Raw genomic sequence first — 25,065 nt, forward strand, 5'->3', positions numbered from 1 at the left:
CTCTGGCGCATGTTATGGCGAAGCGACTTTTTGACATTGTGGTGAGCGCGTTGGGCCTCATCATTTTCAGCCCCATCCTCCTGGCCGTTGCCCTTTGGGTCAAGCTCGATTCCTCCGGGCCGGTGTTCTACCGCGGCGAGCGAACCGGCAAGGACGACAAGCCATTCCGCATTTTCAAATTCCGCAGCATGGTGGTGAACGCCGACAAGATCGGCGCGAGCTCCACCAGCGGCGACGACCGTCGGGTCACTCGCAGCGGCAAGTTCATCCGCAAGTTTAAAATCGACGAGCTGAGCCAGTTCATCAATGTGCTGATCGGCGACATGAGCATGGTCGGCCCGCGCCCCGAGGTGAAGAAGTTCACCGACATGTACACCGCCGAGGAAAAGCGCATCCTCGATCTGCGCCCCGGCATCACCGACTGGGCTTCGATTTGGAACTCCGACGAAGGACGCATCTTGGAAGGTCTCGAGGACGCCGACGCGGGTTACGAAAAGTACATTCGCCCGGGCAAGATTCAGCTTCAATTGCGATACCGCGACAACCACAGCGTGGGCACCGATATCAAGATCCTGATGTACACCGCGATCCGCATTATCAAGGGCGATTTCTATCCCAAGGAGCTGGCTGACTTCCCGCGCCTCGTGCCCGTCCGCGAGCAACTCGCCGTGGTGAGCATGCCCAGCGAGGCCGTGAAATCGTGAGCGCCGTTTTGGAACGTCAAGAATCGTTTTCGACCGTGACCGAACTGCCGGGCAAGGGCGCATCGCCCGACGCCTTGCTGATGCTCGCGACCCGCTACGCGGTTGCCGGCGAGCTCGCGCCCGGCGGGGACGTGCTCGAAGTCGCGTGCGGTGGTGGCATGGGCCTGGGACATTTGCTCCGAGTCTCGAACACGGTGACTGCCGGCGACTTCGACCCCGCCATGGTGGAAGTGGTCAACAAGTACTACGAAAAGCGCCTGGTGGCGCAGCGGCTCGACGCCATGAACCTGGACTTTGCCGACGCCAGCTTCGACTGCGTGCTCCTGCTGGAGGCGATTTACTTTGTGCCCGACGCGGCCCGCGCCGTCAGCGAGGCATTTCGCGTGCTGCGGCCCGGCGGCAAGTTCATGATCGCAGCCCCAAACCCGCTGTTTGTCAGCTTCAACGCCGCGCCGTACAGCACTAAATATTTCTCGCCGCTTGAGTTCAAAAAGCTCCTGGAAGACCATGGCTTCTCGGCCGAGACGCTGTGCGGTTTCCCCGAGGAAGGCGGCGGCCTCAAGACCAAGGTGCTCAATGTTGTGCGCAAGCTCGCGGTGACCTTCCGCCTGATTCCCGACACGATGGAAGGCAAGGAGCGGATCAAAAAGCTGATCTACGGAGAGTTGCCGCCCTTCCCGAACGAAGTGGTGGTCGACCCGGCGAAAGTGGAAACGCCAGTGCCGACCGATAGCGTGGGCGATATCAGCAAATATCGCGTGCTCTATGCGATCGGCACCAAGCCGTTAGCGTAGCGGGAACGCGCGCCGCACCTCGCGGAAATCCGCGATCAGGAAGTTGCGGTCCTTGCTATTCATCGCGACGAAGATCCCTTCCGGGAATCTCGGGCCGAGGTTTTCCTGGGTTGCGTCGATGCCGTCAGTGGAATCCGCACCAATGCTCAGCGTGCCGACCATGCGCCCGGTCTGCCAGCGATCGAACACGCGGTACTGAGCGTTGCCCTCGCGCTGATCGGTGGTGAACACGAAGTCCTTCGTCACCGCGATGCCCTCGTGGTCGCCGCCCATGCCGCGCGTGTTGAATCCGGTCACAAACGGGTCGCCGGCGAGGGCGGGGTCCGCCTGATAGACGCGGTTGGCCACGCCTTCGTCGCTGTAGTAAACCAAGCCGCGGTCGTGGTCTACGGCGATACTTTCGATTTCATCCACACCGCTGAACTTGCCGAGTTTGCGCACGAGCTTGGTGCCATAGCGGCCATCGCTGCCTTGGACCAAACGGTACTGGGCCAGGTAGCCATCGCGATCGCCCGCCTTCGGGCTGACAAACACAAACACCGCGCCATCGCGCTCGCGGCGGTAGAACGCCACGCCCATCGGTTTGGTCACCACGCCCGAGTCGCCCGTGACATCCGTGAGAGCGCCGGTCTTGGCATTGATCGAGTAGAAAATCACGCGGTTGCGATCGCGCTCGGAGACCACCAGCAGGTTGCCCCACACGTCGCAGTTGTTGGGATACTTCAGGTTCTCGATGCGCTGAACCACCTTGCCTTCAAGGTTAAACGCGAACAACCCGCCTTTATCCACCGCCTTATCGGTGCCGAAAATCAGCGACTGACTGCGGTTGTGGCGATTCACCCAAATGGCGGGATCGTCGGCGTCGGTGCCTACCGGCTCGGTGGCGAAGACCGGTTGAATCGCGATGACAGAAATAAGGCCCAGCAGCATGCCCCTTAGTGTTTCAGGGCATTGCTAAGGCAGGGTTAAAGGTGGTGATGAAGCGTGGAATCTTGGTCCAATTCCTCTTGCGCCACACGGGTGGCCTTGAGCGAATTGAGCACCGCATCCATGCCGCCGAGCGTGGTGGAGCCCACCGCGCCGGACTGCAATCGCTGACGCTCGTTTTCGACAGTGGTGGTCGCGACTTCGCTGGCGAGGAGCTTGAGTCGCTCGGCGATTTCGCGCGCCGCCGGGAACACCGACCCGATGTGCGGGCTGCGGAATTTGTACTTTTCCGGGTTGGCGGTAAACGCCTCGGCGAACCCGGAGAGGGCTTCCTTGATGTCGCCGTCGGCGAGATCATCGAAGGCGCGCTTGAAATCTTTGCCTCGCGAATCCGCGCCGGTGCCCATGCACATGGCGGCGAGTCCGGCGAGCTCGTCCATCGCTTGATCGGCCACGGCGCCAATGTCGGTGCGCAAGCCTTGAAAGTGGGGTGACGAAGTCCAGGTGTCCGATTCGAGCAGAGTGTGAATCTGCACCCAATAGTACGCGCCGACTTCGAGCAGTTGCAAGGCGGTGCCATCAATCTTTTTGTGTAGCTTGCTCTGGTCTTCTTCGCCAAATTTCTCGAGCGTCAGAATCGTGTCGGGCGGCAGTTGCTTCTTAACGCGGTTATGGATGAACGCAACCACGTTCCAAAGCACCAAGGTAACCGCCGAGCAAATCGGCACCGCTTCTAAGATGGTCAGGGGCGACAGGATTCCGAGCGCGATGCCGATCCCGATGCCAGGGAGCGCCGCGGACAACCCAAAGTACGTAGGCAACTGTTGCCGCCGCGACTCCAAGTAGGTTTTGAAGTACGGCAGGTTCGAGGAGTTGTTGAGTTCTAGCTTCATCGTTACGGCGCGACCTTGGCCGGGGTCACGCGAATCTCGGCTATTTCTACGGATGCACCCTCAAAATAGATGCGAATGGTGCGCGCTTTGAGCGGTGCCCCGAGCAATCTGAGCACGGCGACGTCGCCCTCCTTGGGGCACCAGCTCGCCGCGTGCCAGCCCGGTTGCAGCATCTTGGCGAAGGGCTCGCTATCGGCAAACGCTTGCGCGGTTTCGCGCGCTCCGACCTCGATTTTGGTGAGTTGCCCAGGGTTGGCGGTGAGAATATCCACGCTACCAAACACGCGGTCGCGGCCCAAGTTGAGCTCAATCCACTTGACTTCGGGCGTCCACATAAAGCGCGTCGCCGGGTCGCCATCCACCAGCGCGTTGAGCTTGGCGGGGTCGGTATTGGCCGAGTCGCCGACGATTTTGGCGAGCGCAAGGTTAGTGCCTTCTTCGAGCTTCGCCATCGGAATCGGCACTCCGATCTTGACGACCGGTAGCCGAGTTCCGGCGCGCAAGGCGGCGACGAAGAACTCCTCCCTTGCGACCGAGATTGTCGTTTCGCCGTTCGGCGTGACCACCGAAAGCCTCAGGCTCGGGCCGGTCAGGCTCGTCGTGATCTCGCTAAGGTTGATGAGTTGCAGGCTGCCGTTGAGCGTGACGACTTTGTGCTTGGCGCCATCCTCGAGCTTGGCGATGCCGGCCAGCGGCAGGCCGTCTGGCCCCACCACCTTGAGCGCGATGTTCTTGGGGAGCGTCTTGGTGGGCTGGTTGAGCTGGCCGACCGCCGCCGCGGAGAGCAACCCGACCGGCGCGAACGCCACCTGATCGGCGAGTTCATCGGGCCACGGCGCGGAGCTCAGCGGCAATTGCCGCGCAAACTCGACATCATCCACGCTCATACCGCCGGCGAGCAAGCCGAGTCGTTCGTTGATACTGGCGATTTGCTGCTCCAATGTTTGCCCCGGCAAGAGGTCGGCGCTCGTCCAGTGGTTCAGGCGAACCGTGGCCCCGGCGCGCGCAAAAGAGTAGCGGCTAAACGGCGCACAGACCTCGTTCCAGGCGCGGATAGCGGCGCGATTTTTCTCTGCGGCCGCGAAGTCCTTGCCAAGCGGATACAACGTCCACGAATTGTCCTGCGCGACGGCGTCGGCTCCCGGAAGCGCGATGCTTACCGGTCCGCCCGTCAACGGTAACGCAAATTGGAACTGAGTGGCTCCTAATTTAGCGGCCGAAATTTCCAAGCCGCCCTGCCAAACTCGGGGAGTGATGGGTCCCGCCTTGCCCCAGTCCACCGAGAACTCCACATTCGCGCCGTTGCGACGGACCTCGGTGATGCGGCGGTTATCGGCGCGTCCGTGCTTGCGTACGGTGAACTTCAATTGCGGCCCTTGCTCGCGAGCCTCGCTACTGGGGAAATCCACAACCTCGCCGAAAGTGAGCGCGAGGCCGAAACTCGGCGCTTCGCCCGTGCGCCACTGGTTCACGAGCTTGCCTAAGCCGTCAACCGTGAGCACGCCATTTTCGACCTTAGCCTTCGCCTCGGCGATGGGTGTAAGGTCGCCGGTGGTGTTTTGCCGCCACGTGAGGCCGGTCACCGGCTGATCCGAGGGGAAGCCGAGCTTGGCGTTGATCTCGCCGCGCAGATCGTTGCCCTCTTCCCAATCCTGCCGAACCCGGTAGATGCCCGTGACATTGATTGTCCGGCCCAGCGCTTGTCGCATTTGGAGCTGAACGGAATCAAATTCCTCGTCATCGGCGAGCACTTGGTTTAAGTTGCCGAAACGCAGAAACACGACCTTGCCCGGCCCACCGCTCAGCAAGCGGTCGCGACCGTAGTTGCTTTCCGGCTCTTTTTGATCGATGAAGGTGTCCATCACGGTGACGTGATGGACCGGCGGCAAGACAAACGCAGGCAGCAGAATCATCGCTTAGCCTTGCAAGTGGCGCTTCCACCATGCGAGAATTTCGCCGAGTCGGTGCAGGCGCAGGTCGGGCGGGCCAGATCGCGAGAGTCCATGACTTGTACTTGACGGATACCGCGCGAATCGCGTTTCGATTCCGCGCTGCCAAAGCGCAGAAAACACCTGCTCCCCTTGCTCCACGTTGCAACGCAGGTCGCCTTCGCTATGGATGACAAGCGTCGGCGTCACCGCTTTATCGAAGTAAGCGATGGGCGATTGTCGCCAGCGCGATTCCAGATCGCCGATCGGGCCGTACCAATTGCCCGGCCCAAAGTAGCCATCTTTCTCGTCGATGAAGTCGCTGTTGCCGCCCATTGAAAGTAGGTTGCTCACGCAGCGATCGGTGATGGCGGCGCGGAAATCGGTGGTGTGGCCGATAGCCCAGTTGGTCATGTAGCCGCCGTACGATCCGCCCATGATGCCGATGAGGCCGCTGTGAATCGTGGGCTGATGCTGCATCCAATGGAGCACGGTTTGGATATCCACCCAATCCTTGTTGCCCCAATCGCCGGAAATCGCGTGGCAATGCTCTTCGCCGTAGCCCTTGGAGCCGCGCGGGTTGCTCATCACGACCACGTAGCCTTGCGCAGCCAGTAACTGCATCTCGTGGAAGAACAACTCGCCGTACTGAGCGTGCGGGCCGCCGTGAACTTGCAGCACCGCCGGACCGCGTTGCTTGCGACCCTCGGGAGTAAGCACCCAAATCTGCACCTTCGTGCCGTCGGGAGTCTCCAAGTACTCGGTAGTGACCGGCGCGAGCTTGATCTTCTCGTGCCACGCCTTGTTCTCACTCGTGAGGAACTTGATGTCCTTGGGATTAGAAACCGGTTGGATACAAACCTCGTTCATGGTTTGGGTATCACCCGAAACGCCCGCGAACAGGGTTTCGTCCGCGCTTATGGCGTTGATGCTGGTCCAGGTGCGGCCGCTGGTGAGGGCTTCCGACCCGCCCTTCGCTACATCAATGCGCGCCGGGTGGCTTTGGCCGTGCCAGCCGATGTTTGTGTAGAGGCTCTTGCCTTCTTTCGACCACAGCAGAAGGCCGCTGGCGGCAAACTCCTTTGTGTCGCTGAGCGTAGCGACCTCGTAGCAAATGTCGTCGCCTTCGGTCAGGCAGCGGTTGTCCTTGCCGTCCACGCTGACCACCCAAACGCGCTGATTGAACGCGCCCCAGTGACTTTCGGCTTGGGTTTGGGCAATGTACGCAATCCATTTTCCATCGGGCGAGGCACTGACGTTGCTCTTGTGAGCGCCGCCGCACGCGAGCTTTTTCGCCTTGCCCTTCATGTCCACGAAAAAGATTTCGCTCGGTTCCTTTTTGTGGGCCGGGTTCTTGCCGGTCTCGTGCGACACCACCAGATGCTTGCCATCCGGCATCCAGTCGAAGCTGTAGAACCCATAGGGGCCAGATTCATACAACTTGGTGTGCTCGCCGGTCGCCGCGTCTACTAAGTACAAACCGTAGCGCATTTCGCCAAAGTAGCCGTCGCCATCGAGGCGGTAGTAGGGCGTCGTCAACACCCAGGGCGGCGTACTTAGGTTGTCGGTCTCGCGCTTTTTAGCCGCCTCTTTTGTGCGGTCCGGATGCGATTCGCGAAACAGCACGGCGAATTTGGAACCGTCTGGTGAATATTTAAACTCCGCCACCGAGCCTTCGGGGAAATGCGTGAGTTGGCGGGCCTCGCCACCGCTGGTCGGCAGCAGGAAGATTTGGCCATTTTCGCCTCGATCGGTGAGAAACGCAACATGCTTACCGTCCGGCGACCAACGACCGTGGCCCGCGCTTTTGTCGCCGCTCGTTAGTTGGCGCGCCTCCTCACCTTGGCGCACCGCGTACAACTGAGTTACATATTTGTTCTTCGCGATATGCTTGCGGGCGAAGAGCACTTCGTGGCTCTGCGGATGGAACTGGGGATCGCTGACAAAGACGAGATCGAGCAGGTCTTCGGCGAGAAGGGCGCGCTTGGGCATGATTTCAGCTTACCGGACCGCGACTTTTCCGGCCGTAGGGCCGTACCTTGTTGCAACTGGCGCAAGTTTGCGCCGTTGGTGGGTACGCATTATGGGAATGATTCAAGAGTTTAAGGACTTTATCAATAAGGGCAACGTGATGGATCTCGCGGTCGGGGTGATTATCGGCGGTGCATTTGGCAAGATCGTCGAGTCGCTGGTGGCGGATATCGTCATGCCGTTGATCGCCAAGGCGGGCGGTCAGCCCGATTTCAGCGCATGGGAGGTTAGCGGAGTTAAGGTGGGCAACTTCCTCAACGCGCTCATCGCCTTCCTGATCATCGCGTTTGTGGTGTTCCTGATTGTAAAGGCGCTCAACAAGCTCAAGAAGCCAGCCGTGGCTGAAGCGGCCGCCACGCCGGAAGACATCGTCCTGCTGCGCGAAATCCGCGATTCGCTGAAGCGCTAGCCAACCGGCGGGGGAAACATCGCTCGCACTGTTTCAATCGCCTGGTCTAGGCTTGCGACGACTTGGGGTGGAGGATTCGATCCCCCACCCTCGCCCTTTCGGTCCACCCAGATGGTGGACACTCCGGCGGCTTGCCCGGCGGCAACATCGGAGAGCTTGTCGCCAATGAACACGCACTGGGCCGGATCGAGGCCCAATTCATCCATTGCCAGCCAAAGGAGACCAGGGCCGGGTTTGCTCATTAGCCTTGCGAGGAAGCTCGTCGCCTCCTTGTACTCATGGTGCGGACTAAAGTAGATGGCATCCACACGGCTGCCCAGGGAAGTGATACGTTGGATCAGCTTGGCGTTGAAAGCACGCATTTGCTCTCGCGAATAGATGTTCTTGGCGATTCCCGACTGGTTGCTGAGGATCACGATGTGGCAAGGCAAGTCATTGACCGCTCGCAAAAAGTCAACCGAATCGCGAAAAAGTTGAAGATCGGCAACCTTGTGCGTGAAGCCACCATCCACGTTCAGCGTTCCATCTCTATCCAAAAAGATGGCGCCGGGATACTTTGCCATGGGCGCCCGAGACGGGTAGTCACGATGTTCAGCCGCAATGAGGTCAAGGACTGTCGAGCGGGCCTTCTGGCTGGCGCGCTTGGGTTCGTGATCTGACCAATAGATGACTCCCCCGCACAGAATGAAATAGAGCCCGCAAAGAGTGAGAATCAGCTTTCCGGACGGAGTTGAGATGTCCTCGTTAACCCACATTACGGCCGCTACGGCGAAGGTGATTGTGAGCATCGTCACTCGGAAAAACCACTTGCGAATTCCGGGAGCCCGGTGATTCAGATAAAAGGTCTCCAACTCGTATTCGGGCCGTTGGTGAGATATCTCCGTGAGTGCCGGCTCAATCTCTTCTCGCAACAGTCGCGCGAGAATCTGGTGGATGGCATACGAATACTGGATCAGGACTGAGTAGTAGATCGAAAGTAGTGGGGCGGCCAAGAGCGCGCGATAGAGATGCGGGGTTTCGGTTGGCTTGCCGGAGGCGCTAATGGCTATGATCGCAGCCAGCGCCACCGTCAACTGGATACTGTATTGGTCGCGCTGAGTGATTCGCTGCCGAATCTCGGTGCGCACCTCGCTGTACAACGCTTGGAGCCTTTCAAACTCTCGATCCTTACGCGAATCAGAACCTGGGGGCATCCTTTAGGACCTCTTTTTGGCGATGTAGAGCGCCTCGATCTCGTCCAGCCGAAGCGCGCGCTCGCCCCACTCGCCGGCCGTGCCGCCATAAACTGCGCTGACATTCAGCCCGCTATGAAACGCCATGGCGACGAGCTCGCTGGGGAAGAAGAGACGCTCGCGGATGAACACCGTCTGCATTCCGGCGGGCGTGTTCATGTCGTTCATATACTCGGCCAGCATCGTCACCGGGTCAAAAGCGCCCGCGTCCACGTCCTCCTGGCGCATCGCGCGCACCTGGGCAAAGGCGTTCAGCGCGGTGAAAATCGCGGTGCCGCCTGGGGCCAAATTGTCGGCCATGCTGCGCAGGCAGGCCATGGCGTGGGCCACCGGATCCTCGTCGTGCCCGGTCAGGTTCAGCGGACTTTCGCAGAGCAAGAGCACCAAGTCGAACGGTTTTTCGCTTCGCCACGGGCGAATATCGGCTTCGATCCAGGTGGCGTCGGGTGCTTTTCGCCGCGCCTCGGCGAGCATGCCCGGGCTGAAATCCACGCCGGTCACGGCAAAGCCTTGTTCGGCGAAGATCGCGGCATGCCGTCCGGTTCCGCAGCCCAAGTCCAGCACGCGTCCGCCGGCCGGGGTTTGGGCCTGTTCCAGCAGAAACTGCACCTCGACGCGCGAGTTCTTGGTGAAGTCGTTTTGGTCGTAGGTCGGCGCTTGCAGGTCGAAAAATTCGCGCCAATTGCTCGGCACCGGGGAACTCATGCCGTAAAGGTACCCGCGGACAACAAAAGACCCGGCCTACCCGCCGGGTCCAACGATAATTTCAAGAGGTCACCGCCCCGAATTTCCAGGCGGACGTCGCCCCTTTCATCATCAGTGTAACGCTGATCGATCCAGAATGGATAGAAATCTGCGGCTGATCTTGCACTTCTGGCAAAAGTGCTAGGCCAGCTAATGCAGCGAGATGCCGGCGCGGGCGAGCACCGCGTCCAGCACCAACTCGGCGTTGCGTGCGGAGTTCGGCGGGCCATCCAGAAGCAGCGTGGCGTTTTCGCGGCTGGGGTGCATAAACTTGTCGAACATCGGCAACACGTGGTGGTGGAACCGCCAGCGCACCTCCTCCTCGTCGCGACCGCGCTGTTGGCCGTCGCGGAGTATGCGCCGCCGCAGGCACTCCAGCGGCGAGATATCAATGAACGCGCGTGTGCGCGTCAGCTGATTGATCTCCGGCCAAAACATCGCGTACTGGCCTTCGAGCACTACGAACTCGCTGGGCTGGACTTTCTCGGTTTCGGGAGCTCGGGTGAACTCGATAAAATCATACTTGGGCTTATCAATCGCGCGGTCGTTGATGAGTTCCCACAGGTGGTCGCGCAACAAGGGCATGTCGAACATTTCGGGGGCGTCGAAGTTGCACGCGTGGCGCTCGTCCATGCTGAGATTGGTCAGCGGCAAATAGTAGTCGTCAAGGCACAGCAGCGGCGCATCGAGTTCCGCCGCCAACAAGCGCGCGGTGGTTGACTTTCCTGAACAGGAAAGACCCGCAATCGCCACGACGTGAACGGCACTCACGGAGAGTTAGTTTAGCCGAGCGGGCGGCGAAAAGTCACTCGGAATCTTTGCTAGGATGTCCGCGAGTTTAAAGGTCAACGAGCTGTTGCTCACAACTTGATCAACGCCGTTCGCCGTGCCCTCGTTCAGCAGGTCCTTTTCCTTGTGGCCGGCGTGGCCGATCAGGTACGTCCCGCGGCCCCTTAGTTCACCAATCACCTGAGGCGACGAAAACTCGGGACGCCCTAGGTTCAAAATCGCGACGTCAAACCGCGCAGCGGGGAGCGTTTTGGCGACCGTCGGCGAATGCCCGAGCGCCTGCGCCGATCGCGTGAGGCGGCTGGTCCACAGCAGGTTGTCGTCCAAAATCAAAATGGTCATCGGGCAACCCAAGTGTACTTGCGCAGGTACCCTTTGGGCATGAGTTTGCGTCCGATGCGCTGGGAAAATGGCGTCCTGATGATGCTGGATCAGCGCATTTTGCCCACCCGAACTGAGTGGCTGGCGCTCAGCCGGTGGGAGCGGGTTGCCGAAGCAATCGTCACCATGGCGGTGCGTGGCGCTCCCGCCATCGGAGTGGCCGCCGGCTACGGCATGGTGCTCGCCAAGCAGTCCGGCGCGGACATGGATCACGCCAGCGCGCAACTGGCGGCGACTCGTCCCACCGCCGTCAACCTGTTTTGGGCATTGGACCGCATGCGGCCTCTTCACGGCGAGCCCGCCGAGCGATTGCTCGCCGAAGCCATCGCCATTGAGCAAGAAGACATCGCCGCGAACATGGCGATGGGCGAGCTTGGGGCGAGCCTGTTGCCGCCGGGCGCGCAGATTCTCACCGTCTGCAACACGGGCAGCCTCGCCACCGGCGGACACGGCACCGCGCTCGGGATTATTCGCACCGCCTTCGCTCGCGACCCGAGCATTTTTGTCTATAGCTGCGAAACACGGCCCCGCCAACAGGGGCTGCGCCTGACTGCGTATGAACTCACCGTTGAGAAGATTCCGTTTCGCAGCATCGTGGATGGTGCGGCCGCCAGCTTGATGCGCGCCGGGAAGGTGGATTGCGTCATCGCCGGGGCGGATCGCATCGCCGCCAACGGCGACACCGCCAACAAGATCGGTACCTACAGCCTGGCCGTACTGGCCAAGCACCACGGCATTCCTTTCTACATTGCCGCGCCGAGCAGCACGTTCGACCCAACCTTGGCCAGCGGCGACCTCATCCCGATCGAGGAGCGATCCGGCGAGGAGATCACGCATATCGAGGGCGTGCAGATTGCGCCCGATGGCTGCCCCACCTGGAATCCTGGCTTCGACGTGACGCCCGGCGAGCTGATCGCCGCCATTATCTCAGAGCGCGGAATCTACCGCCCGCCCTACGCCTTCGATGCGAGTTCGTGATTGGCTGACGCTCGCCGAGCAGCAGATTGACCGGGCCGACGCGCGGATTCTGTTTTGCTTCGCGGTGAATTGGGATCGCGCGCAGGTGATGGCGCGGCTGGATCACCCGGTGCCGCCCGACTACTTGGAGACCCTGAGTGGGCTCCTCGCCGAACGCGCGCTTGGCGTGCCGCTCGCGTACCTTGTCGGCTCGCAAGAGTTCTTTGGTCGCCCGTTTTTGGTGAACGAGGCGGTGCTCATTCCGCGCCCCGACACCGAGACGCTCATCGAGGTGGCGCTCGGGTTGGGCCTGCCCGAGGGTGCGCGGGTGCTGGATGTCGGCACCGGCAGCGGCTGCATTGCGCTGACGCTGGCCGCCGAGCGCCCGAGTTGGGATGTCACCGGCGTTGACATTTCAGCCGACGCATTGGCCATGGCCCGGGCCAACGCTCACCAACTGAAGATTCGCGCCACGCTGGAGATGTCCGATCTTTTTCAGCACACGCCGGGGCCGTGGGACCTCGTGGTAAGCAACCCGCCGTACATCGGCCGCGACGAAACCTTGCCGCGTGAGGTCCGCGAATTTGAACCCGACCAGGCGCTGTTCGCCGAGGAAAGCGGCCTTGCGATCTACCGCCGTCTTGCTGACGAGGGTCGCGCCCACACCCCGCTGATGCTCGTCGAGATCGGCTACTTGCTGGCCGAAACTGTGCCCGCCGTGTTCGCCGAATACGGGTGGTCACTGGTGAGCAGCACCCGCGACCTCGCCGGAATCGAACGGGCGCAACTGTTCCGCCAGTAAACTAGGGGCATGGATATCGTCGTGCCCGATGACATGCAGTATTTGTATGTCCGAAACAAGGAGCGTCCGGTCTGGAAAATCCCCGACCCGGTGCTGCGCGAGATCGCTCGCCCCATCGAAAAGATTGATAAAAAAGTCATCGAGTTCACCGAAACCATGGTGAGCGCGATGAAACTGGCGAACGGTATCGGGCTGGCCGCGCCGCAAATGGGCAAGGCGCTTCGCATCATCGCCATCGCGCCCGGCGACATGAAGCCGTTGGTGATTATTAATCCCGAGATCATGGAATCGAGCGAGGAAACCGACATCGCGCAAGAGGGCTGCTTGAGCATCCCCGGCCTGTACGGCGACGTTGTGCGATCAACGCGCGTGGTGGTGGAAGGCTACGACAAAAAGGGCAAACCCGTCGGCTACGAAGTTGATGGACTCGCGGCGCGTGTGATTCAGCACGAGGTGGATCACCTCAATGGCGTGCTGTTCATTGACAAGGCGATCCCCGAGACCCTTCACTGGGAGCATCCCGGACCGGTTGACGAGTGAGAATCGCCTACTTCGGGACCGCTGAGTTTGCCGTTCCGCCGCTGCGGGCGATTGCCGAGCACGTGGTTGCGGTAGTAAGTCAACCCGACCGCCCGAGCGGGCGCGGCATGCGCCTGACACCGTCGCCGGTTTCGGCCCTCGCGCAGGAACTCGGCATCGATTTGCTTCGCCCGGAAAAGGCTCGCGATCCGGAATTTATTGAGCACATGCGCTCGCTGAATTGCGACGTGTTTGTGGTCGCCGCTTATGGCCAGATTCTGCGGGAAAGCTTGCTGGAGGGTGCTCGCCACGGAAGCGTGAACCTGCACGGCTCGATCTTGCCACAGTATCGCGGCGCGGCCCCGATTCAGCGCGCGATCATGGATGGCGAAGCGGAAACTGGCGTGACCCTGATGCAGATGGCCAAGGGCATGGACACGGGCGACATGATTGACATTGTGCGCACGCCAATCGGCCCCGACGAAACGTACGGCGAACTCGCGGCGCGGCTTTCCGAACTCGCCGCCGCGCAGCTGAGCACGTGGTTGCCCCGGCTCGCCGCTGGCGACTACCCCCGTGTGGAGCAAGACCACGCCGCCGCGACTCACGCGGCCAAGATCGAACGGGGTGAAAGCATTCTCGATCCGACCCGACCCGCGGAGGAGGAGTATCGTCGTTTCCGCGCGGTGACTCCGTCGCCCGGCGCGTTGCTGCCCAGTCAGTGGGGCGATCTCAAGGTGTTGCGCGCGCGCCTCAGCCATGCCCAAGTGACCCCGGCAACGATCAGCACTGAAGACGGCTTCGTAGTCGGTTTTCATGGCGGTGCATTGCGCATCGAAGAACTCAAAGTGCCCGGTCGTAGCGCCATTAGCGGGCCCGAGTTTTTGCGAGGTTTTCGCATTCAAAACGGTACGCCACTTCTGGCAACTTGAATGACGCCGGTGTCGTAATATACTAGCGGTGCGCTTATGAAAAAGGCATTTACTCTGATCGAACTCTTGGTGGTCATTGCGATCATCGCCATTCTCGCGGCGATCCTGTTCCCAGTGTTTACCCAGGCCAAGATCCAGGCCAAGAAAACACAGTGTCTCTCGCAGATTAAGCAAACCGGAACCGCGATTATCATGTACGCGGACGACAACGACGACACGTTCCCGACGGGAACGGTGCCGAACCTCACTACCGGAGGCTGGCGACCGAACGACTTTACGGCGCAGAGTCCGGCGGGCTGGTTCAACTGGCCCGGCGCGCAAGAAGAATATGCCTTGGTTTGGCACAACACGATATCGACTTACACCAAGAGTTACGACGTGATGAGCACGCCCGCCGCGCGCGTTTTCAACATCAACGATCCGACGTGGAACGCCGGTTTGGCCGCCAAGCTTAAGCAGCCGAAGCCGGTGAATTTCACCTACAACGGCCTGCTGCAGCACCTCCCCAGTTCGGAGTGCGCGGTACCGAGCCAAAACCCGATGATCTGGCTAGGTCAAGGCAACTTCGCTCGCAACGGGGCGGCCATGGCCAACCCGCGACTGCTTTGCACCGTCGTCGGTCCTTGCCGATTCAATTCGGCTGGCATGCCCGACGGCACGGCTGGGACTCGCGGTGACGTGTTTACCATGAGCTCGGTCGCGCAAGGCGGCCCCTCGTACACGCCTTACAACAACACGAACATTTATGTGTTTAGCGACACCTCGGCCAAGGCGGTGAAGTACGCCAAGGGCAACCAGGCTCCGTTCCCGGCTTCGACGAACTCGCTGGTGCCGATCCAGTTCCTGGAGGAAAATGGCCAAGCCACTTCCAACTTTATCCGCGGTCGCTATGCCGGTTCCACGCTCTACGTCGCCGCGTTTATGCCCGACAACCAATTCAATAACTAGATGAAGACACTTAAACTGTTCATGGCCCTGATGGTCCTCGCCGTCGTCGCCGTCGGTTGCGGTAGCAAGGAAGAAGCTCCGGCCGCCACGGCCGCGCCGACCGAAACTCAAGCTCCGGTGGCTAACACTCCGACCGGAACCGACGCGAACGCTGCGGCTCCTGCCGCCGTGCCGAACGAGGCCACCAACACCGGCGTGCAAGACGTCCGCCCGGACGCCGCCGGTCAGCGATAGCTTGAGCTAAAAAGGGGGCTTGGCCGAAACGGCCAAGCCCCTTTTTTGTGCCTTGGTGAAGGCTTACTTGTGGATCGCGTGGCCCATCGCATCTTCCCACGCTTCGAGCATGGCTTCGGCCATGGTCGGGTGAGCGTGGATGGTGTCCGCCATCGATTCCAGAGTTGCTTCGTGAGCAATCGCGGTGGCGGCGGCGGCGATCATGTCGGTCACGTGCGCGCCGATCATGTGAACCCCAAGCACCTCGCCGTACTTCTTGTCGGCCACAACCTTGACAAACCCGTCTTGCTCGGCCATCGCCATGGCCTTGCCCAGCGGGCGGAAGGCAAACTTCCCGATCACGACGTCGTAGCCCTTTTCCTTCGCCTCAGCCTCAGTGAGACCAACGCTCGAGACTTCCGGCACGGTGTAGACGCAGTTCGGAACGACCTTGTAATCCATGGGGCGCGTTTGGCCCTTGACGATATTGGTCACCGCTCGGATGCCTTCGGCGCTCGCCACGTGAGCCAGCTGAATGCGGCCCGTCACGTCGCCGATCGCGTAGATGTTGGGCACGTCTGTCACCAGGGTGTCGTCCTTCACCTGCACGCCGCGCTTGTGGAGCTTCACGCCGACTTCTTCCAGGCCCATGCCATCGGTGTTGGCCTTGCGACCCACGCCGAGTAGCACAACTTGAACCGTGATTTCCTCAGTCTTGTCGCCCTTCTTGACGAAGCACTTCCAGCCGTCCTTCACCTTCTCGACCTTCTCCAGGCCCGAACCAGAATGAATCTTCACGCCTTGGCGGCCCATGACCTTGCCGAGCTCGACGCCAAGGTCGGCGTCCATCATCGGAATCAGGGTGCTCATCATTTCGACGAGGTGAACCTCTGCGCCGAGCGCGTTGAATACGTAGCTGAACTCGCAGCCAACGGCTCCGCCGCCCAGCACGAGCATGCTCTTAGGAATGAACGGCGCGGTCACCGCGTCGTCGCTGGTCCACACGCCTTCTTCGCGGCCGCCTTCGAGGCCAGGGATGTTGAGCTTGATCACGCTCGAACCCATGGCAAGCACAAAGTTCTTGGCCTTAATGCTCTTCTTGACGCCATCCTTTTCGACCTCAATCGTGGTCGGGCTTGTGAACTTGGCGAAGCCATCCACGTGGGTGATCCCGTTCTTTTTGAACAGCATGCCGACGCCGCCTCGCAGGGTGGTGACGATCTTTTCCTTGCGGGCGATGAACTTCGCAAAGTCCATGGTCGCCTCGCCGCTCACCGTGACCCCGAGGTCGCCGGCGTGCTTGACGTGTTGCAGGCGTTCGGCACTGGCGATCATCGCCTTACTGGGGATACAACCCCAGTTCAAACAGGTTCCGCCGAGGTACTCCTTTTCCACGCAGATGACCTTGGCGCCAAGCTGGGCTGCGCGGATGGCGGCGACGTAGCCACCAGGGCCCGCGCCGATAACGACGAGATCTGTTTCCATTTGCTCTTGTGCCATGGGTTGTGTGAGTTCCTCAACTTGGAGCAGGCCACCTGTGGCCGCCACCAAATGTTCTACGCCCAGCCGCTGACCGATGGACATGGCGGGCGATGCCGGGGCTTTTGAAGCTGGCATGCTTGAACTTTCAGTGTACCAGGCAGGCGGTTGGCCCTCTGAAATTGAGACCGAGCGAGCCGGTGCGGCTCGCTCGGTTAGCTTGGGGGAAGGCGAAAATCAGCGCCAGTCGACGAAGCGATCCAGCGGATGGCGATGGTGCGGGAACCCTTCTTCGGCCTTTTTGCCAATGGCGACGATGGCCGGCATGCGAACATGCTCCGGCAAGTCGAGGACATCCTTCATCTTGGCCGGGTCGAAGCCGAGCATCGGCGATGAGCCGTAGCCCGCTTCCTCGATGGCGAGCAGGAGGAAGCCCAGGAAGATGTAGCTGATCGCGTTGCCCCAGGTTTCGGAGGCTTCGTCGCCCATGTTGCCGAAGGTCTTGCGCATGTTCGCAGCCTCGGCTTCCTTGCGGTCGCCCATGCCCGGATGAACCGTGTCCTCGACCTTATCGAGCACGTCCTTCATGTCGCTGTGGATGACCAGAACGGCTTGCGCGCCGGAGACCTGCGGCTGGTTGTAGGCGGCTTCGGCGACCTTGGCTTTGAGGTCGGGGTCGGTGACCACGGTGACCCGCCACGGTTGGAGGTTCCACGGCGACGGGGCGAGCCCGGCGACCCGCAAGATTTCCTCAATCTTGGCCTGGGGGATGGCTTCGTCCGTGTACTTGCGGACCGATTTGCGACTTTCTGCAGCTTGAGTAACAGTCATAACTCCTCTAGTTTACTTGCGCGAGCAAGCAATTAGTGCGTTCTACGCGTGTTGCATTTGAACTGTTCGGCGTTGTACCTGGTAAAACTTGCGTATGCCTACGGTGGAAACCAGCGTGATCGTCCATGCCCCTCTCGATGTGGTGTATGCCGTCGCCAAGGACAATCGCTCATTTCCGCTTTTTATGCCCGACGTGAAGTCACTCTCCGTGGTGGAAGAAGACGGCCCGCGGGTGGTGAGTGACTGGATCGGCGTGATCAGCGCGTTCAATGTGAAGGTTCGCTGGAAGCAGGAAGATGTGTGGGATGACGCCGCGCACGTCTGCGCGTTTCGGCAGCTTGAAGGCGACTACGACATGATGGACGGGACGTGGACGTTCACCGAGGTGGGCGACGGCGTGACGAAGTTCGACAGCATTTTGAATTACGAGTACGAGGTGCCCGCCCTGGGTCCGCTCGTGCGCCGCGTGGTGCACTCGCTCGTGATCAAGAACATGGATTCGGTGCTGGCCGCGCTGAAAAAGCGCTCAGAAGAAAAGGTCGAGTCGACGTTTTAGCTCGGCTCTAGCCAAGAGACAACCTTGAAGTAGCTCGCTGGCGGATCAATCAACCATTGGCGTTCCCGAACTTCGATGCAGCAGTCCGCGCTCAGTGGGTTGACCGCTTTCACGATTACCGAGTGTGCCATGGGGATGTGCGGATCGAGGCTTGTCGTTTCAACTAAGACCTGGTCCTCCTTGCAATCTGGGTCGAGGACTCCTCGGCGCTGCATTTGACCAATCGCGTGGTGCAATCCCAGTTCGAGACCCCAAAATGACAAGCCAGTTTGGCGACTGGCTTCCGTGAGAAATGACTGAAGTAACGTGCCAGGGTCGCTGTGATCGAGACCCGACCCGAACTCGTTGTAGAACAGGAGCACCGCCTTTCCGAGATCAAGGCGGACATACTTGAATGCTTGGATGAGGAATACGTTGTTCTCTTCGGAGTCCCCGTCCCTGAAGTTGCGCAGTGCCCCGGGAAACTCGGTGAGGCAACGTCGCCATGCCGCTCGAACGATGCCGGCGTCCTCGGCGCCCTTGCCGTAATGAGTTTCTTGAATCTCACCCGAGGAAGCGGCAAGCTTCAGCAAAAGTCCGAGGTCACTTGACATAGTTCACCAGTCTAGCACCGCCCCGCAATTTCGCCTAATTTTGTCGAAAATGGTGGGGTGGTGGTACTTTTCTCCCATTTTTATCCCATAATTTACGGAACGCAAGAACTAAGTACCGCAAGTTACGTTCCCTGAGATATCCCATGAAAAATACGCTTAGTGTTATGGTCGGTGAATTGGTGGAGGTGTTCGGGTCTCAAGCCCAACTCGCACGCATTCTGGACGTCCCGCCGCAAACGATTTCAAACTGGTTGAAAGGCGTGAGTCAAACTCCTCAAAGAGCCCGAATGCAAGCCTTGGAGGCCCTGTATCACCTCTCGCCCGAGGATCGCCTGATGGTTCTGAAAGCTCAGCGCGGATTTGAGGCCGAAGAAGAAGAGCTGTACAGTCGGCCGTTCTTCCGGCCGTCCATCCGCAAGTTACTGAGCACCCTTCGCGACCTACAGCTGGCGGCCAAGAACGGTTCGATGTCCGATGAAGAAGCGGATGCGATCACCCAGTTTGTGTCCGACCGCATAGCCAGCGGCTAGATATCCGGTGTCGTCGGCGATTCGCCGACGATCGTCCGCAAAATGCCGACAACATGATCCTGGTCAAGGCACCTTAGTGCCCTGACCAGTAGCTTTTCTTCGCCGGCGGATGGCCCTTACCCGGGCGGAGCCGCACCGGCGGGATGAAGTTCTTCGGCGTCTTAAATGCCGCCTCAGTCTGCCCGTCCAGAATCTCCTGCGGCAAGTCAGCGTCGGCATCGCGACCCGTGGACCACGGCAGCAGCACGCTCACGCGGCGGTTGCTAAAGTGGAACGGATCGTCCTTCTTTTTCAAGTCCGTAGCCGCGCGACCCGTCACTTCCAGGAACCGCGAAATCGGCACGCCAGAGGCCGTCAGCGCCCGACGAACCGCCTGCGCGCGATCAGTCGAAAGGTCCCAGTTGTCGTATCCCGAGCCCGGGAAGGGCTTCGCATCGGTGTGTCCGTACACCGACATCTTGCGCTTGGTCGAGGCCAGCAGAGGCGCGACCCGCGCAATCAGCGTCCGCGCCGAAGGGCGCACGACCGCGCTACCGCTTTCAAAAAACACCGCGCCTGACTTCTCACTGAACTCCATCAGCAGGCCCTCGCCAGTGATCTGGTAATCCAGTTGTCCGCCCAGCGAGCGCACCTCGGCATCGGTTGAGGCGTTGATGGTCGACTTCACTTGGCGAATCAGGCGTTCGGCCGCGGTCTTCTCCGAAGGAGTCTCTTCGCTGTACCTCACCGCCTTCGACTTCGGCTTCGCCATCGGACCCATGTCCGGGTTCACCGAAATCTTCATGCGCGGATTGTTCTGCACAAAGCCCATGGGGTCATTAAAGTAACCCTGAATCGACTCCTTGTCGGTGTCGCTCAGGCCCATGATCCACATAACCATGAAGAAGGCCATCATAGCGGTCACGAAGTCGGCATAGGCAACCTTCCACGAACCGCCGTGGTGGCCAGCGTGGCCACCCTTCTTCTTCTTAATGATAATTGGCGCTTCTTTTGCCATGTGCTTAGCCCGCCTTTACCGATTCTTCGAGTTCGCTGAAGCCCGGACGAGTTTCCGGATCAATGTTGCGGCGAGCAAACTCAACGCAAGTGATCGGCGATTCGCCGCGTGCGAAACTGAACAGCGCCGAGCGAAGGCACAGCATGTACTGGTGCTCGCTGTTGACGCGCTTTTCCATAAACTTCGCCATCGGCGCAAACACGCCGTAGGCCAAGAGAATCCCAAGGAACGTACCGACCAGAGCGGCGGCAACCGAGTGGCCGATTTCGGAGGCCGCGCCCCCGATCTTGCCCATCGTGATGATAACGCCAAGAACGGCGGCGACGATCCCGAAACCAGGCATTGCGTCGCCCACGGTCTGAATCGAGTCGGGGATCGCCTTCGCCTCGTGGTGCGCCACCTCAAGGTCCACTTCCATCATCTCGGCCAAGTCATGCGGACTCACGGCGCCGGTCAGAATCACCTTCATCGTGTCGCAGAAAAAGTCGCTGGCGTGGTGATTGCCCAAGAACGAGGGGTACTTGCTGATAATGTCCGACTCGGCCGGGGTCTCGATGTGCTTTTCCAGCCCGAGCAGACCTTCCTTACGAGCCACGTTAAACAGTTCGTACATCATCTTCAGCACTTCCAGATACGCCTGCTTGCTCACGGGGTCGGGCTTAAGCAACCCGAGCACGCCCTTGATGGACGCGGTGAATCCACCCATTCCGTTGGCTGAAATCAGCGAACCGATGGCGCAACCGCCGAGGATGATGAACTCGTTGATCTGAATGAGGATCCCGATGTTCCCGCCGTGCATGATGTAGCCGCCGATAACGGCCCCCATACAAATAAATATCCCGATAAAAACGAACATGGTGATCTCCAGAGAGGAGATTCCATGTTCAGCCCCGTATTTTCACATGCAAGTAAGCATGCAACGAAGGGTTAGCCTTTCTTCTTGAGCTTTGCCGCGTACTCTTTGCGGAACTTCACCACCTTGGGCTCGACAATCGCCGAGCAGTAACCCGCGTTCATCGTGGCGCGTTCGGCGTCACTCGCCTTGGCGAACTTTTCGTAATAGTCCTGGTGATACTCCTCGGCGCGGACGTAGTTCTTCAGCGGCTCGAGCGTGGTCACGATTGGGTTCTTCCAAATCTTCTTGGCCGTAATGTCCTCAAACACGCTTCTGGCAAGGTCGCGCGTGGCATCGTCCGAGTAGAACACGACCGACCGGTACTGCGGGCCGACATCGCCGCCTTGGCGATCCTTGGTCGTGGGGTCGTGCAACACCATAAACATCGTCAGCAGCTCGCGAGCCGTAATCACGGCCGGGTCGAACTTAATCTTCAGCGCTTCGGCGTGACCCGTCGTGCCGGAGCAAACATCGCGGTACGTAACCTTGGTGGATTCGCCCCCGGCGTACGCGACTTCGACATCCTCGACGCCGATCAGGTCTTCAAAGAGGGGCTCAAGGCACCAAAAACAACCGCCACCAATAACAAGTTCTTGCATTTTTCCTTTTGCTTTGGCGGGCTTCGCCGCCTTGGTCTGAGCGGCCACCTCGGGCACCGCCATGGCACAGCTCGCGCTCACGAGCAGCGCGATGGGAAGGAAACCGAGGGATAAACGCTTCATCTTTCGGTTCTACTCAAGTTTCCCCTGCGGTGTTGCTATTGCGCCATCGTATCGACGAGCAACAGTTTTTCGGGGTCCACCGTGCGCGGCGTGCTCAGCACGTAGCCCAACGGATGGGAGACCAGCTTGTTGCCGTCTACGCCCACCATTTCGCCCCGGAACCCGCTGAGCAGACGGTTGGCGGCAAAGGCGCCGAGTCGCAGCGCCAACACGCGATCAAAGGACGTCGGCGAGCCACCGCGCTGCATGTGCCCCAGAACCAGGTAACGGGCCTCCAGACCCGTGTGTTTCGCGATAAAGTCGCGCACGTCCATGGCGCGCGCCGCGCCCTCGGCGACCACAATAATCGAGCTCTTTTTGCCACGCTCTCGTTGCGCCTTCATGCTCTCGCAAATGTCCGTGAGGCTATACGGGACTTCGGGGATGATGACTGCTTCAGCGCCGCCGGAGAGACCGACTTCCAAGGCGATAAAGCCGTTGTGCCGGCCCATCACTTCGATCACGAAAATCCGCTCGTGCGAGTACGCCGTATCGCGAACGCGGTCAATCGCGCCGAGCGCAGTGTTGATCGCGGTGTCAAAACCAATCGAATAGTCCGTACCCGAGATGTCGTTGTCAATCGAGCCGGGAATGCCCATCACCGGGAAGTCGTATTCCTCATGCAAGCAGCGCGCGCCGGTAAGCGACCCGTCACCCCCGACGACAATGAGCCCCTCAATGCCGTGCGTTTTCAGGTTCTCGACGGCTTTGTCGCGACCCGCTTTCTGGCGAAACTCCATGCTCCGCGCCGTGCGCAGAATCGTGCCGCCTTGGGTGATGATGCCGCCGACCGTGATCGAATCCAGATCAATGATCTCGTTGTTGAGGATGCCTTCGTAGCCGTGCAGAAAGCCGACTACGTCCGCTTGCCGAGCAATCGCCGCCCGGACCGCACCGCGGACCGCCGCGTTCATGCCGGGAGCGTCGCCGCCACTGGTGATGATTCCGATTCGTTTCATAAAGAGCGATCGTTCCCTCTCCAGCGACGTTGCAGGTGACGGATTAAGCTCCTAGAATACCGGAGGTTGGGAGTTAAAGGGACTTGTTTTGCACGTAGTGCGCGCTTCGGCCCACCCAATCGGTGAATACCTTGTAGTTGTCCAGAACATCCTTGGGCAGCCGCACATATTCCTTCATGGGTTCGGCGGCGGGGTCGGTGCGAAGAGGCTCCGCGCCGGGCATTTCCATGGCTTGGGCAAAGTCGGTGGGGCTCAGTTTCAGGCCAATGTCTTCGCCGACGAGGAACGCAAACATGCGCTCGCCGGTGTAGATGCCCATGCCGTTGAACATCCGGCGGGCTCGGACATCGTAGTCTTCCGCCGCCTTCATGATTTGTTCGTAGCGTACGGGCCGATAAACCATGGTCTCTCCAACTTCGGCGACAAAGCACAATTGCCGAAAATTATTCTGACAATTATACTCGAAAAGTGGCCGGCATTGAACTTAACGCCCTAACGCATTACCGCGTTTCGGTCGGGTTAGTGTCGAGAAGATTGCTCGGATCAACCTGGCTTACGGGGCGGAAGATGCGTGCCTCCAGATTGTCAACCGTGATGACTTCATCCGAGTAAGCAGCGGGGTCAGGCACCAGCCGAGCGGCTTCCGTGCTGATGGCAATGCCGCCGATCGGGCACGCCTTTTGCAGGTGCGCGGCAAAGTCAATCACGCTCGAAAAGTTGATGTTCTCAATCGAGCCATCCATCGAGTTCACATGCCCGTGGTGGATGCCGGCGCGCAACCGAATCGGCTTACTCAGCTTGTTGCGGTGGAAGTTGAGCTCGAACAGGCCCGCCTGAATCTGGCGCGCCGCCGCAAAGGCGTTGCCCGGATTATCGAAGGCGCACGTCACGCCGTCGCCGGCCGTGCTGTGAACCCGCCCGCCATGACGACCCACAATCTGCGCCACGTAATTGTGATACTCCGTAAACACAAACTCGACCGTGAGCGGATCCACGCCGAGTTTCATGTCGGTGGAGCCCACCATATCCAGGCTCAAGAACGAAATCTCCTGCTCGTGACTCTTGAGCTGCGCCTGCAACTCCAGCATCTGGGCGAGCAACGCTTGTCGCTCGTCAGTGCTTTTCGCGATGCCCAGCTTCTTGGAATTCTTGGCGACAAACTCGTAAAGGAACGCGCCGATGCCGGCCCCCGCGAACGGGCCAAAGATAAAGGCAAATGCCTCAATCGGGCCTCCCGTCGAAATGAAGAAGCCGAGGATCGCCTTGAACACGGCCGCCGCGAAAAAAAGCGCCGTGCCGAAAGTCGCGCCGGAGATGACGGCGAGCTTGCGCGTGACCGAAGTGCCGGTAGTGTAGAGGCCCAACGCGACGCTGGCCACAAGGAAGAACCCCCACAGACCGCTCGGGTCGCGACCGATGGTCCGCAAGACGAACGCGAGCCCGCCGATGGAAGCCACCGACGAGGCGATGACCACCTTGCGCAGGATCGGGTCGAACGAAAAATAGAGATCGCGGATCGTCGTCCGCTTGCGCTCGGCCGCCGTGCCAGTGCCGCGCAGAATCGCGATCCGCACATATTCCGGCGAAGCTCCCGTGGCCTCGCTGAGCGCGGTCACCGTCTCGTCGTCGATCTCCTGACCGAGCGAGCGCACGCGATTGATCAGCGCTTCCAGATTCTGCAGTTGCGAATCCGAAGGCGTCCCGCTTTCCAGTTCGGGAGTATTTGCGCTCATCCGCGACAGTTTACAGCAAGGCCTGTCGCAAGGTTGCGAAATCTAGGTCCTTAGGCTAGTTGCAGCCGTTGGGCGGGGGAGGCGGCGGATCGCTCCGCAGCGGCAAGTCCACGCGGGCATTGCCGGAACTTACCCCGGCGGTCAGCGCGGGGAGCGCAGGCTTGCAGGCGGGCAAGCTGTATTGGTAGGTGAGGCTGCCAATGTAAAAGCTTCGATAGTAGATCGAGCTGTTGACGGTGGATCCGTCCACAAAGAAGGCCGTCGCCGAGGGGCTCACCACCACGCGATACGCGCCGTTGGCGTCGGTGGTGCCTTGCGCCTGCAGAATGCCGACGCTATCGAAGAACAGAACTCGCACGCCGGGGATGCCGCTCGCCGTGCCATCAATGACCACTTGGCCGGTGACCTCCGCGTTGCCCGTAAGGCCACTCGAACCGCCGCCGGTGACGCTGGAGCCGCCGCCTCCGCCACAACCGGCGATGATCACGATCATCGCAAAAAACGCCCAAAGGCCCGCAAACTTCATCC

Annotated in this window: 29 protein-coding genes; 11 read left to right on the top strand and 18 right to left on the bottom strand. The window is 60.2% G+C overall.

The genetic code is table 11. From position 1 onward, the window contains the following. The first annotated feature begins 14 nt into the window (after window positions 1-14). Both JNJ45_08155 and JNJ45_08160 read left to right on the top strand, forming a co-directional pair. Window positions 15-704, top strand: a complete 690-nt coding sequence (locus tag JNJ45_08155; protein MBL8048639.1) for a sugar transferase — start codon at window positions 15-17, stop codon at window positions 702-704. Then, window positions 701-1,498: a class I SAM-dependent methyltransferase gene (locus tag JNJ45_08160; protein ID MBL8048640.1), complete on the top strand. Its 798-nt coding sequence runs from the start codon at window positions 701-703 to the stop codon at window positions 1,496-1,498. The genes JNJ45_08155 and JNJ45_08160 overlap by 4 nt, the downstream gene beginning before the upstream one ends. Here JNJ45_08160 and JNJ45_08165 read toward each other — a convergent pair. The 4 genes from JNJ45_08165 to JNJ45_08180 are packed head-to-tail and all read right to left on the bottom strand — an operon-like array spanning window position 1,490 to window position 7,238. Further along, on the bottom strand, window positions 1,490-2,428 hold the full coding sequence (locus tag JNJ45_08165) for a phytase (protein ID MBL8048641.1): 939 nt from the start codon (window positions 2,426-2,428) through the stop codon (window positions 1,490-1,492). The two genes, JNJ45_08160 and JNJ45_08165, sit on opposite strands and share 9 nt — an antisense overlap. A gap of 35 nt (window positions 2,429-2,463) precedes the next feature. Continuing rightward, window positions 2,464-3,318, bottom strand: coding sequence for a hypothetical protein (locus JNJ45_08170; GenBank protein MBL8048642.1), 855 nt, complete (start codon window positions 3,316-3,318; stop codon window positions 2,464-2,466). Between the two features lie 2 nt (window positions 3,319-3,320). Continuing rightward, the gene (locus JNJ45_08175) at window positions 3,321-5,231 is read right to left on the bottom strand and encodes a hypothetical protein (protein ID MBL8048643.1); all 1,911 of its coding nucleotides are present in this window, start codon (window positions 5,229-5,231) and stop codon (window positions 3,321-3,323) included. A 3-nt stretch (window positions 5,232-5,234) separates the two neighbouring features. Further along, window positions 5,235-7,238 carry a S9 family peptidase gene (locus JNJ45_08180; GenBank protein MBL8048644.1) on the bottom strand — a complete coding sequence of 668 codons (2,004 nt, stop codon included), beginning with the start codon at window positions 7,236-7,238 and terminating at the stop codon, window positions 5,235-5,237. 91 nt (window positions 7,239-7,329) lie between these two features. Between JNJ45_08180 and mscL the strand changes: the two genes are divergently transcribed. Then, window positions 7,330-7,686 carry a large conductance mechanosensitive channel protein MscL gene (gene mscL / locus JNJ45_08185; protein ID MBL8048645.1) on the top strand — a complete coding sequence of 119 codons (357 nt, stop codon included), beginning with the start codon at window positions 7,330-7,332 and terminating at the stop codon, window positions 7,684-7,686. Here mscL and JNJ45_08190 read toward each other — a convergent pair. The 4 genes from JNJ45_08190 to JNJ45_08205 form a co-directional block, all read right to left on the bottom strand. Further along, a complete protein-coding gene (locus JNJ45_08190; GenBank protein MBL8048646.1) occupies window positions 7,683-8,879 on the bottom strand; it encodes an HAD-IIIA family hydrolase in 1,197 nt (398 codons plus the stop codon). The two genes, mscL and JNJ45_08190, sit on opposite strands and share 4 nt — an antisense overlap. A gap of 3 nt (window positions 8,880-8,882) precedes the next feature. After that, a complete protein-coding gene (locus JNJ45_08195; GenBank protein ID MBL8048647.1) occupies window positions 8,883-9,623 on the bottom strand; it encodes a methyltransferase domain-containing protein in 741 nt (246 codons plus the stop codon). Window positions 9,624-9,812: 189 nt separating this feature from the next. Then, window positions 9,813-10,433: a hypothetical protein gene (locus JNJ45_08200; protein MBL8048648.1), complete on the bottom strand. Its 621-nt coding sequence runs from the start codon at window positions 10,431-10,433 to the stop codon at window positions 9,813-9,815. Between the two features lie 6 nt (window positions 10,434-10,439). Next, a complete protein-coding gene (locus JNJ45_08205; protein ID MBL8048649.1) occupies window positions 10,440-10,793 on the bottom strand; it encodes a hypothetical protein in 354 nt (117 codons plus the stop codon). Between JNJ45_08205 and mtnA the strand changes: the two genes are divergently transcribed. Genes mtnA through JNJ45_08235 form a run of 6 tightly spaced genes read left to right on the top strand, consistent with a single transcriptional unit; the run spans window position 10,719 to window position 15,224 of the window. After that, on the top strand, window positions 10,719-11,810 hold the full coding sequence (gene mtnA, locus JNJ45_08210; GenBank protein ID MBL8048650.1) for an S-methyl-5-thioribose-1-phosphate isomerase: 1,092 nt from the start codon (window positions 10,719-10,721) through the stop codon (window positions 11,808-11,810). The genes JNJ45_08205 and mtnA overlap by 75 nt on opposite strands. Next, window positions 11,797-12,591 (top strand): peptide chain release factor N(5)-glutamine methyltransferase, encoded by a 795-nt coding sequence (prmC, locus tag JNJ45_08215; GenBank protein MBL8048651.1) that lies wholly within the window; start codon window positions 11,797-11,799, stop codon window positions 12,589-12,591. The genes mtnA and prmC overlap by 14 nt, the downstream gene beginning before the upstream one ends. 9 nt (window positions 12,592-12,600) lie before the next feature. Beyond that, on the top strand, window positions 12,601-13,131 hold the full coding sequence (def, locus tag JNJ45_08220) for a peptide deformylase (GenBank protein ID MBL8048652.1): 531 nt from the start codon (window positions 12,601-12,603) through the stop codon (window positions 13,129-13,131). Further along, window positions 13,128-14,042 carry a methionyl-tRNA formyltransferase gene (locus JNJ45_08225; GenBank protein ID MBL8048653.1) on the top strand — a complete coding sequence of 305 codons (915 nt, stop codon included), beginning with the start codon at window positions 13,128-13,130 and terminating at the stop codon, window positions 14,040-14,042. The genes def and JNJ45_08225 overlap by 4 nt, the downstream gene beginning before the upstream one ends. A 36-nt stretch (window positions 14,043-14,078) precedes the next feature. Continuing rightward, window positions 14,079-14,990 (top strand): prepilin-type N-terminal cleavage/methylation domain-containing protein, encoded by a 912-nt coding sequence (locus JNJ45_08230; protein ID MBL8048654.1) that lies wholly within the window; start codon window positions 14,079-14,081, stop codon window positions 14,988-14,990. After that, on the top strand, window positions 14,991-15,224 hold the full coding sequence (locus JNJ45_08235; GenBank protein ID MBL8048655.1) for a hypothetical protein: 234 nt from the start codon (window positions 14,991-14,993) through the stop codon (window positions 15,222-15,224). It abuts the gene before it with no gap. Window positions 15,225-15,287: 63 nt separating this feature from the next. Here JNJ45_08235 and lpdA read toward each other — a convergent pair whose 3' ends face one another. Continuing rightward, window positions 15,288-16,820: a dihydrolipoyl dehydrogenase gene (gene lpdA / locus JNJ45_08240; GenBank protein MBL8048656.1), complete on the bottom strand. Its 1,533-nt coding sequence runs from the start codon at window positions 16,818-16,820 to the stop codon at window positions 15,288-15,290. 99 nt (window positions 16,821-16,919) lie between these two features. After that, window positions 16,920-17,513, bottom strand: coding sequence for a nitroreductase family protein (locus tag JNJ45_08245; protein ID MBL8048657.1), 594 nt, complete (start codon window positions 17,511-17,513; stop codon window positions 16,920-16,922). Window positions 17,514-17,607: 94 nt separating this feature from the next. Here JNJ45_08245 and JNJ45_08250 point away from each other — a divergent pair, with 94 nt between their 5' ends. Continuing rightward, window positions 17,608-18,069 (top strand): SRPBCC family protein, encoded by a 462-nt coding sequence (locus tag JNJ45_08250; GenBank protein MBL8048658.1) that lies wholly within the window; start codon window positions 17,608-17,610, stop codon window positions 18,067-18,069. On the opposite strand, the gene JNJ45_08255 is transcribed toward JNJ45_08250, so the two are convergent. Beyond that, on the bottom strand, window positions 18,066-18,662 hold the full coding sequence (locus JNJ45_08255) for a hypothetical protein (protein MBL8048659.1): 597 nt from the start codon (window positions 18,660-18,662) through the stop codon (window positions 18,066-18,068). The genes JNJ45_08250 and JNJ45_08255 overlap by 4 nt on opposite strands. A gap of 164 nt (window positions 18,663-18,826) precedes the next feature. Here JNJ45_08255 and JNJ45_08260 point away from each other — a divergent pair, with 164 nt between their 5' ends. Next, complete coding sequence (locus JNJ45_08260; GenBank protein ID MBL8048660.1) at window positions 18,827-19,192, top strand: helix-turn-helix domain-containing protein; 366 nt, start codon at window positions 18,827-18,829, stop codon at window positions 19,190-19,192. Between the two features lie 73 nt (window positions 19,193-19,265). Here JNJ45_08260 and JNJ45_08265 read toward each other — a convergent pair whose 3' ends face one another. From JNJ45_08265 to JNJ45_08295, 7 genes are all read right to left on the bottom strand, one after another. Then, window positions 19,266-20,189: an OmpA family protein gene (locus JNJ45_08265; GenBank protein MBL8048661.1), complete on the bottom strand. Its 924-nt coding sequence runs from the start codon at window positions 20,187-20,189 to the stop codon at window positions 19,266-19,268. A gap of 4 nt (window positions 20,190-20,193) precedes the next feature. Next, the gene (gene motA, locus JNJ45_08270; GenBank protein ID MBL8048662.1) at window positions 20,194-21,045 is read right to left on the bottom strand and encodes a flagellar motor stator protein MotA; all 852 of its coding nucleotides are present in this window, start codon (window positions 21,043-21,045) and stop codon (window positions 20,194-20,196) included. 71 nt (window positions 21,046-21,116) lie between these two features. Beyond that, entirely contained in the window at window positions 21,117-21,806 is a 690-nt protein-coding gene (gene msrA / locus JNJ45_08275) for a peptide-methionine (S)-S-oxide reductase MsrA (GenBank protein ID MBL8048663.1), read from the bottom strand. A 35-nt stretch (window positions 21,807-21,841) separates the two neighbouring features. After that, entirely contained in the window at window positions 21,842-22,804 is a 963-nt protein-coding gene (gene pfkA, locus JNJ45_08280) for a 6-phosphofructokinase (protein ID MBL8048664.1), read from the bottom strand. A 73-nt stretch (window positions 22,805-22,877) separates the two neighbouring features. After that, entirely contained in the window at window positions 22,878-23,174 is a 297-nt protein-coding gene (locus JNJ45_08285; protein MBL8048665.1) for a TfoX/Sxy family protein, read from the bottom strand. Window positions 23,175-23,304: 130 nt separating this feature from the next. Next, window positions 23,305-24,537 (bottom strand): hypothetical protein, encoded by a 1,233-nt coding sequence (locus JNJ45_08290; protein MBL8048666.1) that lies wholly within the window; start codon window positions 24,535-24,537, stop codon window positions 23,305-23,307. Between the two features lie 55 nt (window positions 24,538-24,592). Next, a complete protein-coding gene (locus JNJ45_08295; GenBank protein MBL8048667.1) occupies window positions 24,593-25,063 on the bottom strand; it encodes a hypothetical protein in 471 nt (156 codons plus the stop codon). Between the last annotated feature and the right edge of the window lie 2 nt (window positions 25,064-25,065).

The sequence above is a fragment of the Chthonomonas sp. genome (assembly GCA_016788425.1).
GTDB lineage: Bacteria > Armatimonadota > Fimbriimonadia > Fimbriimonadales > Fimbriimonadaceae > JAEURQ01.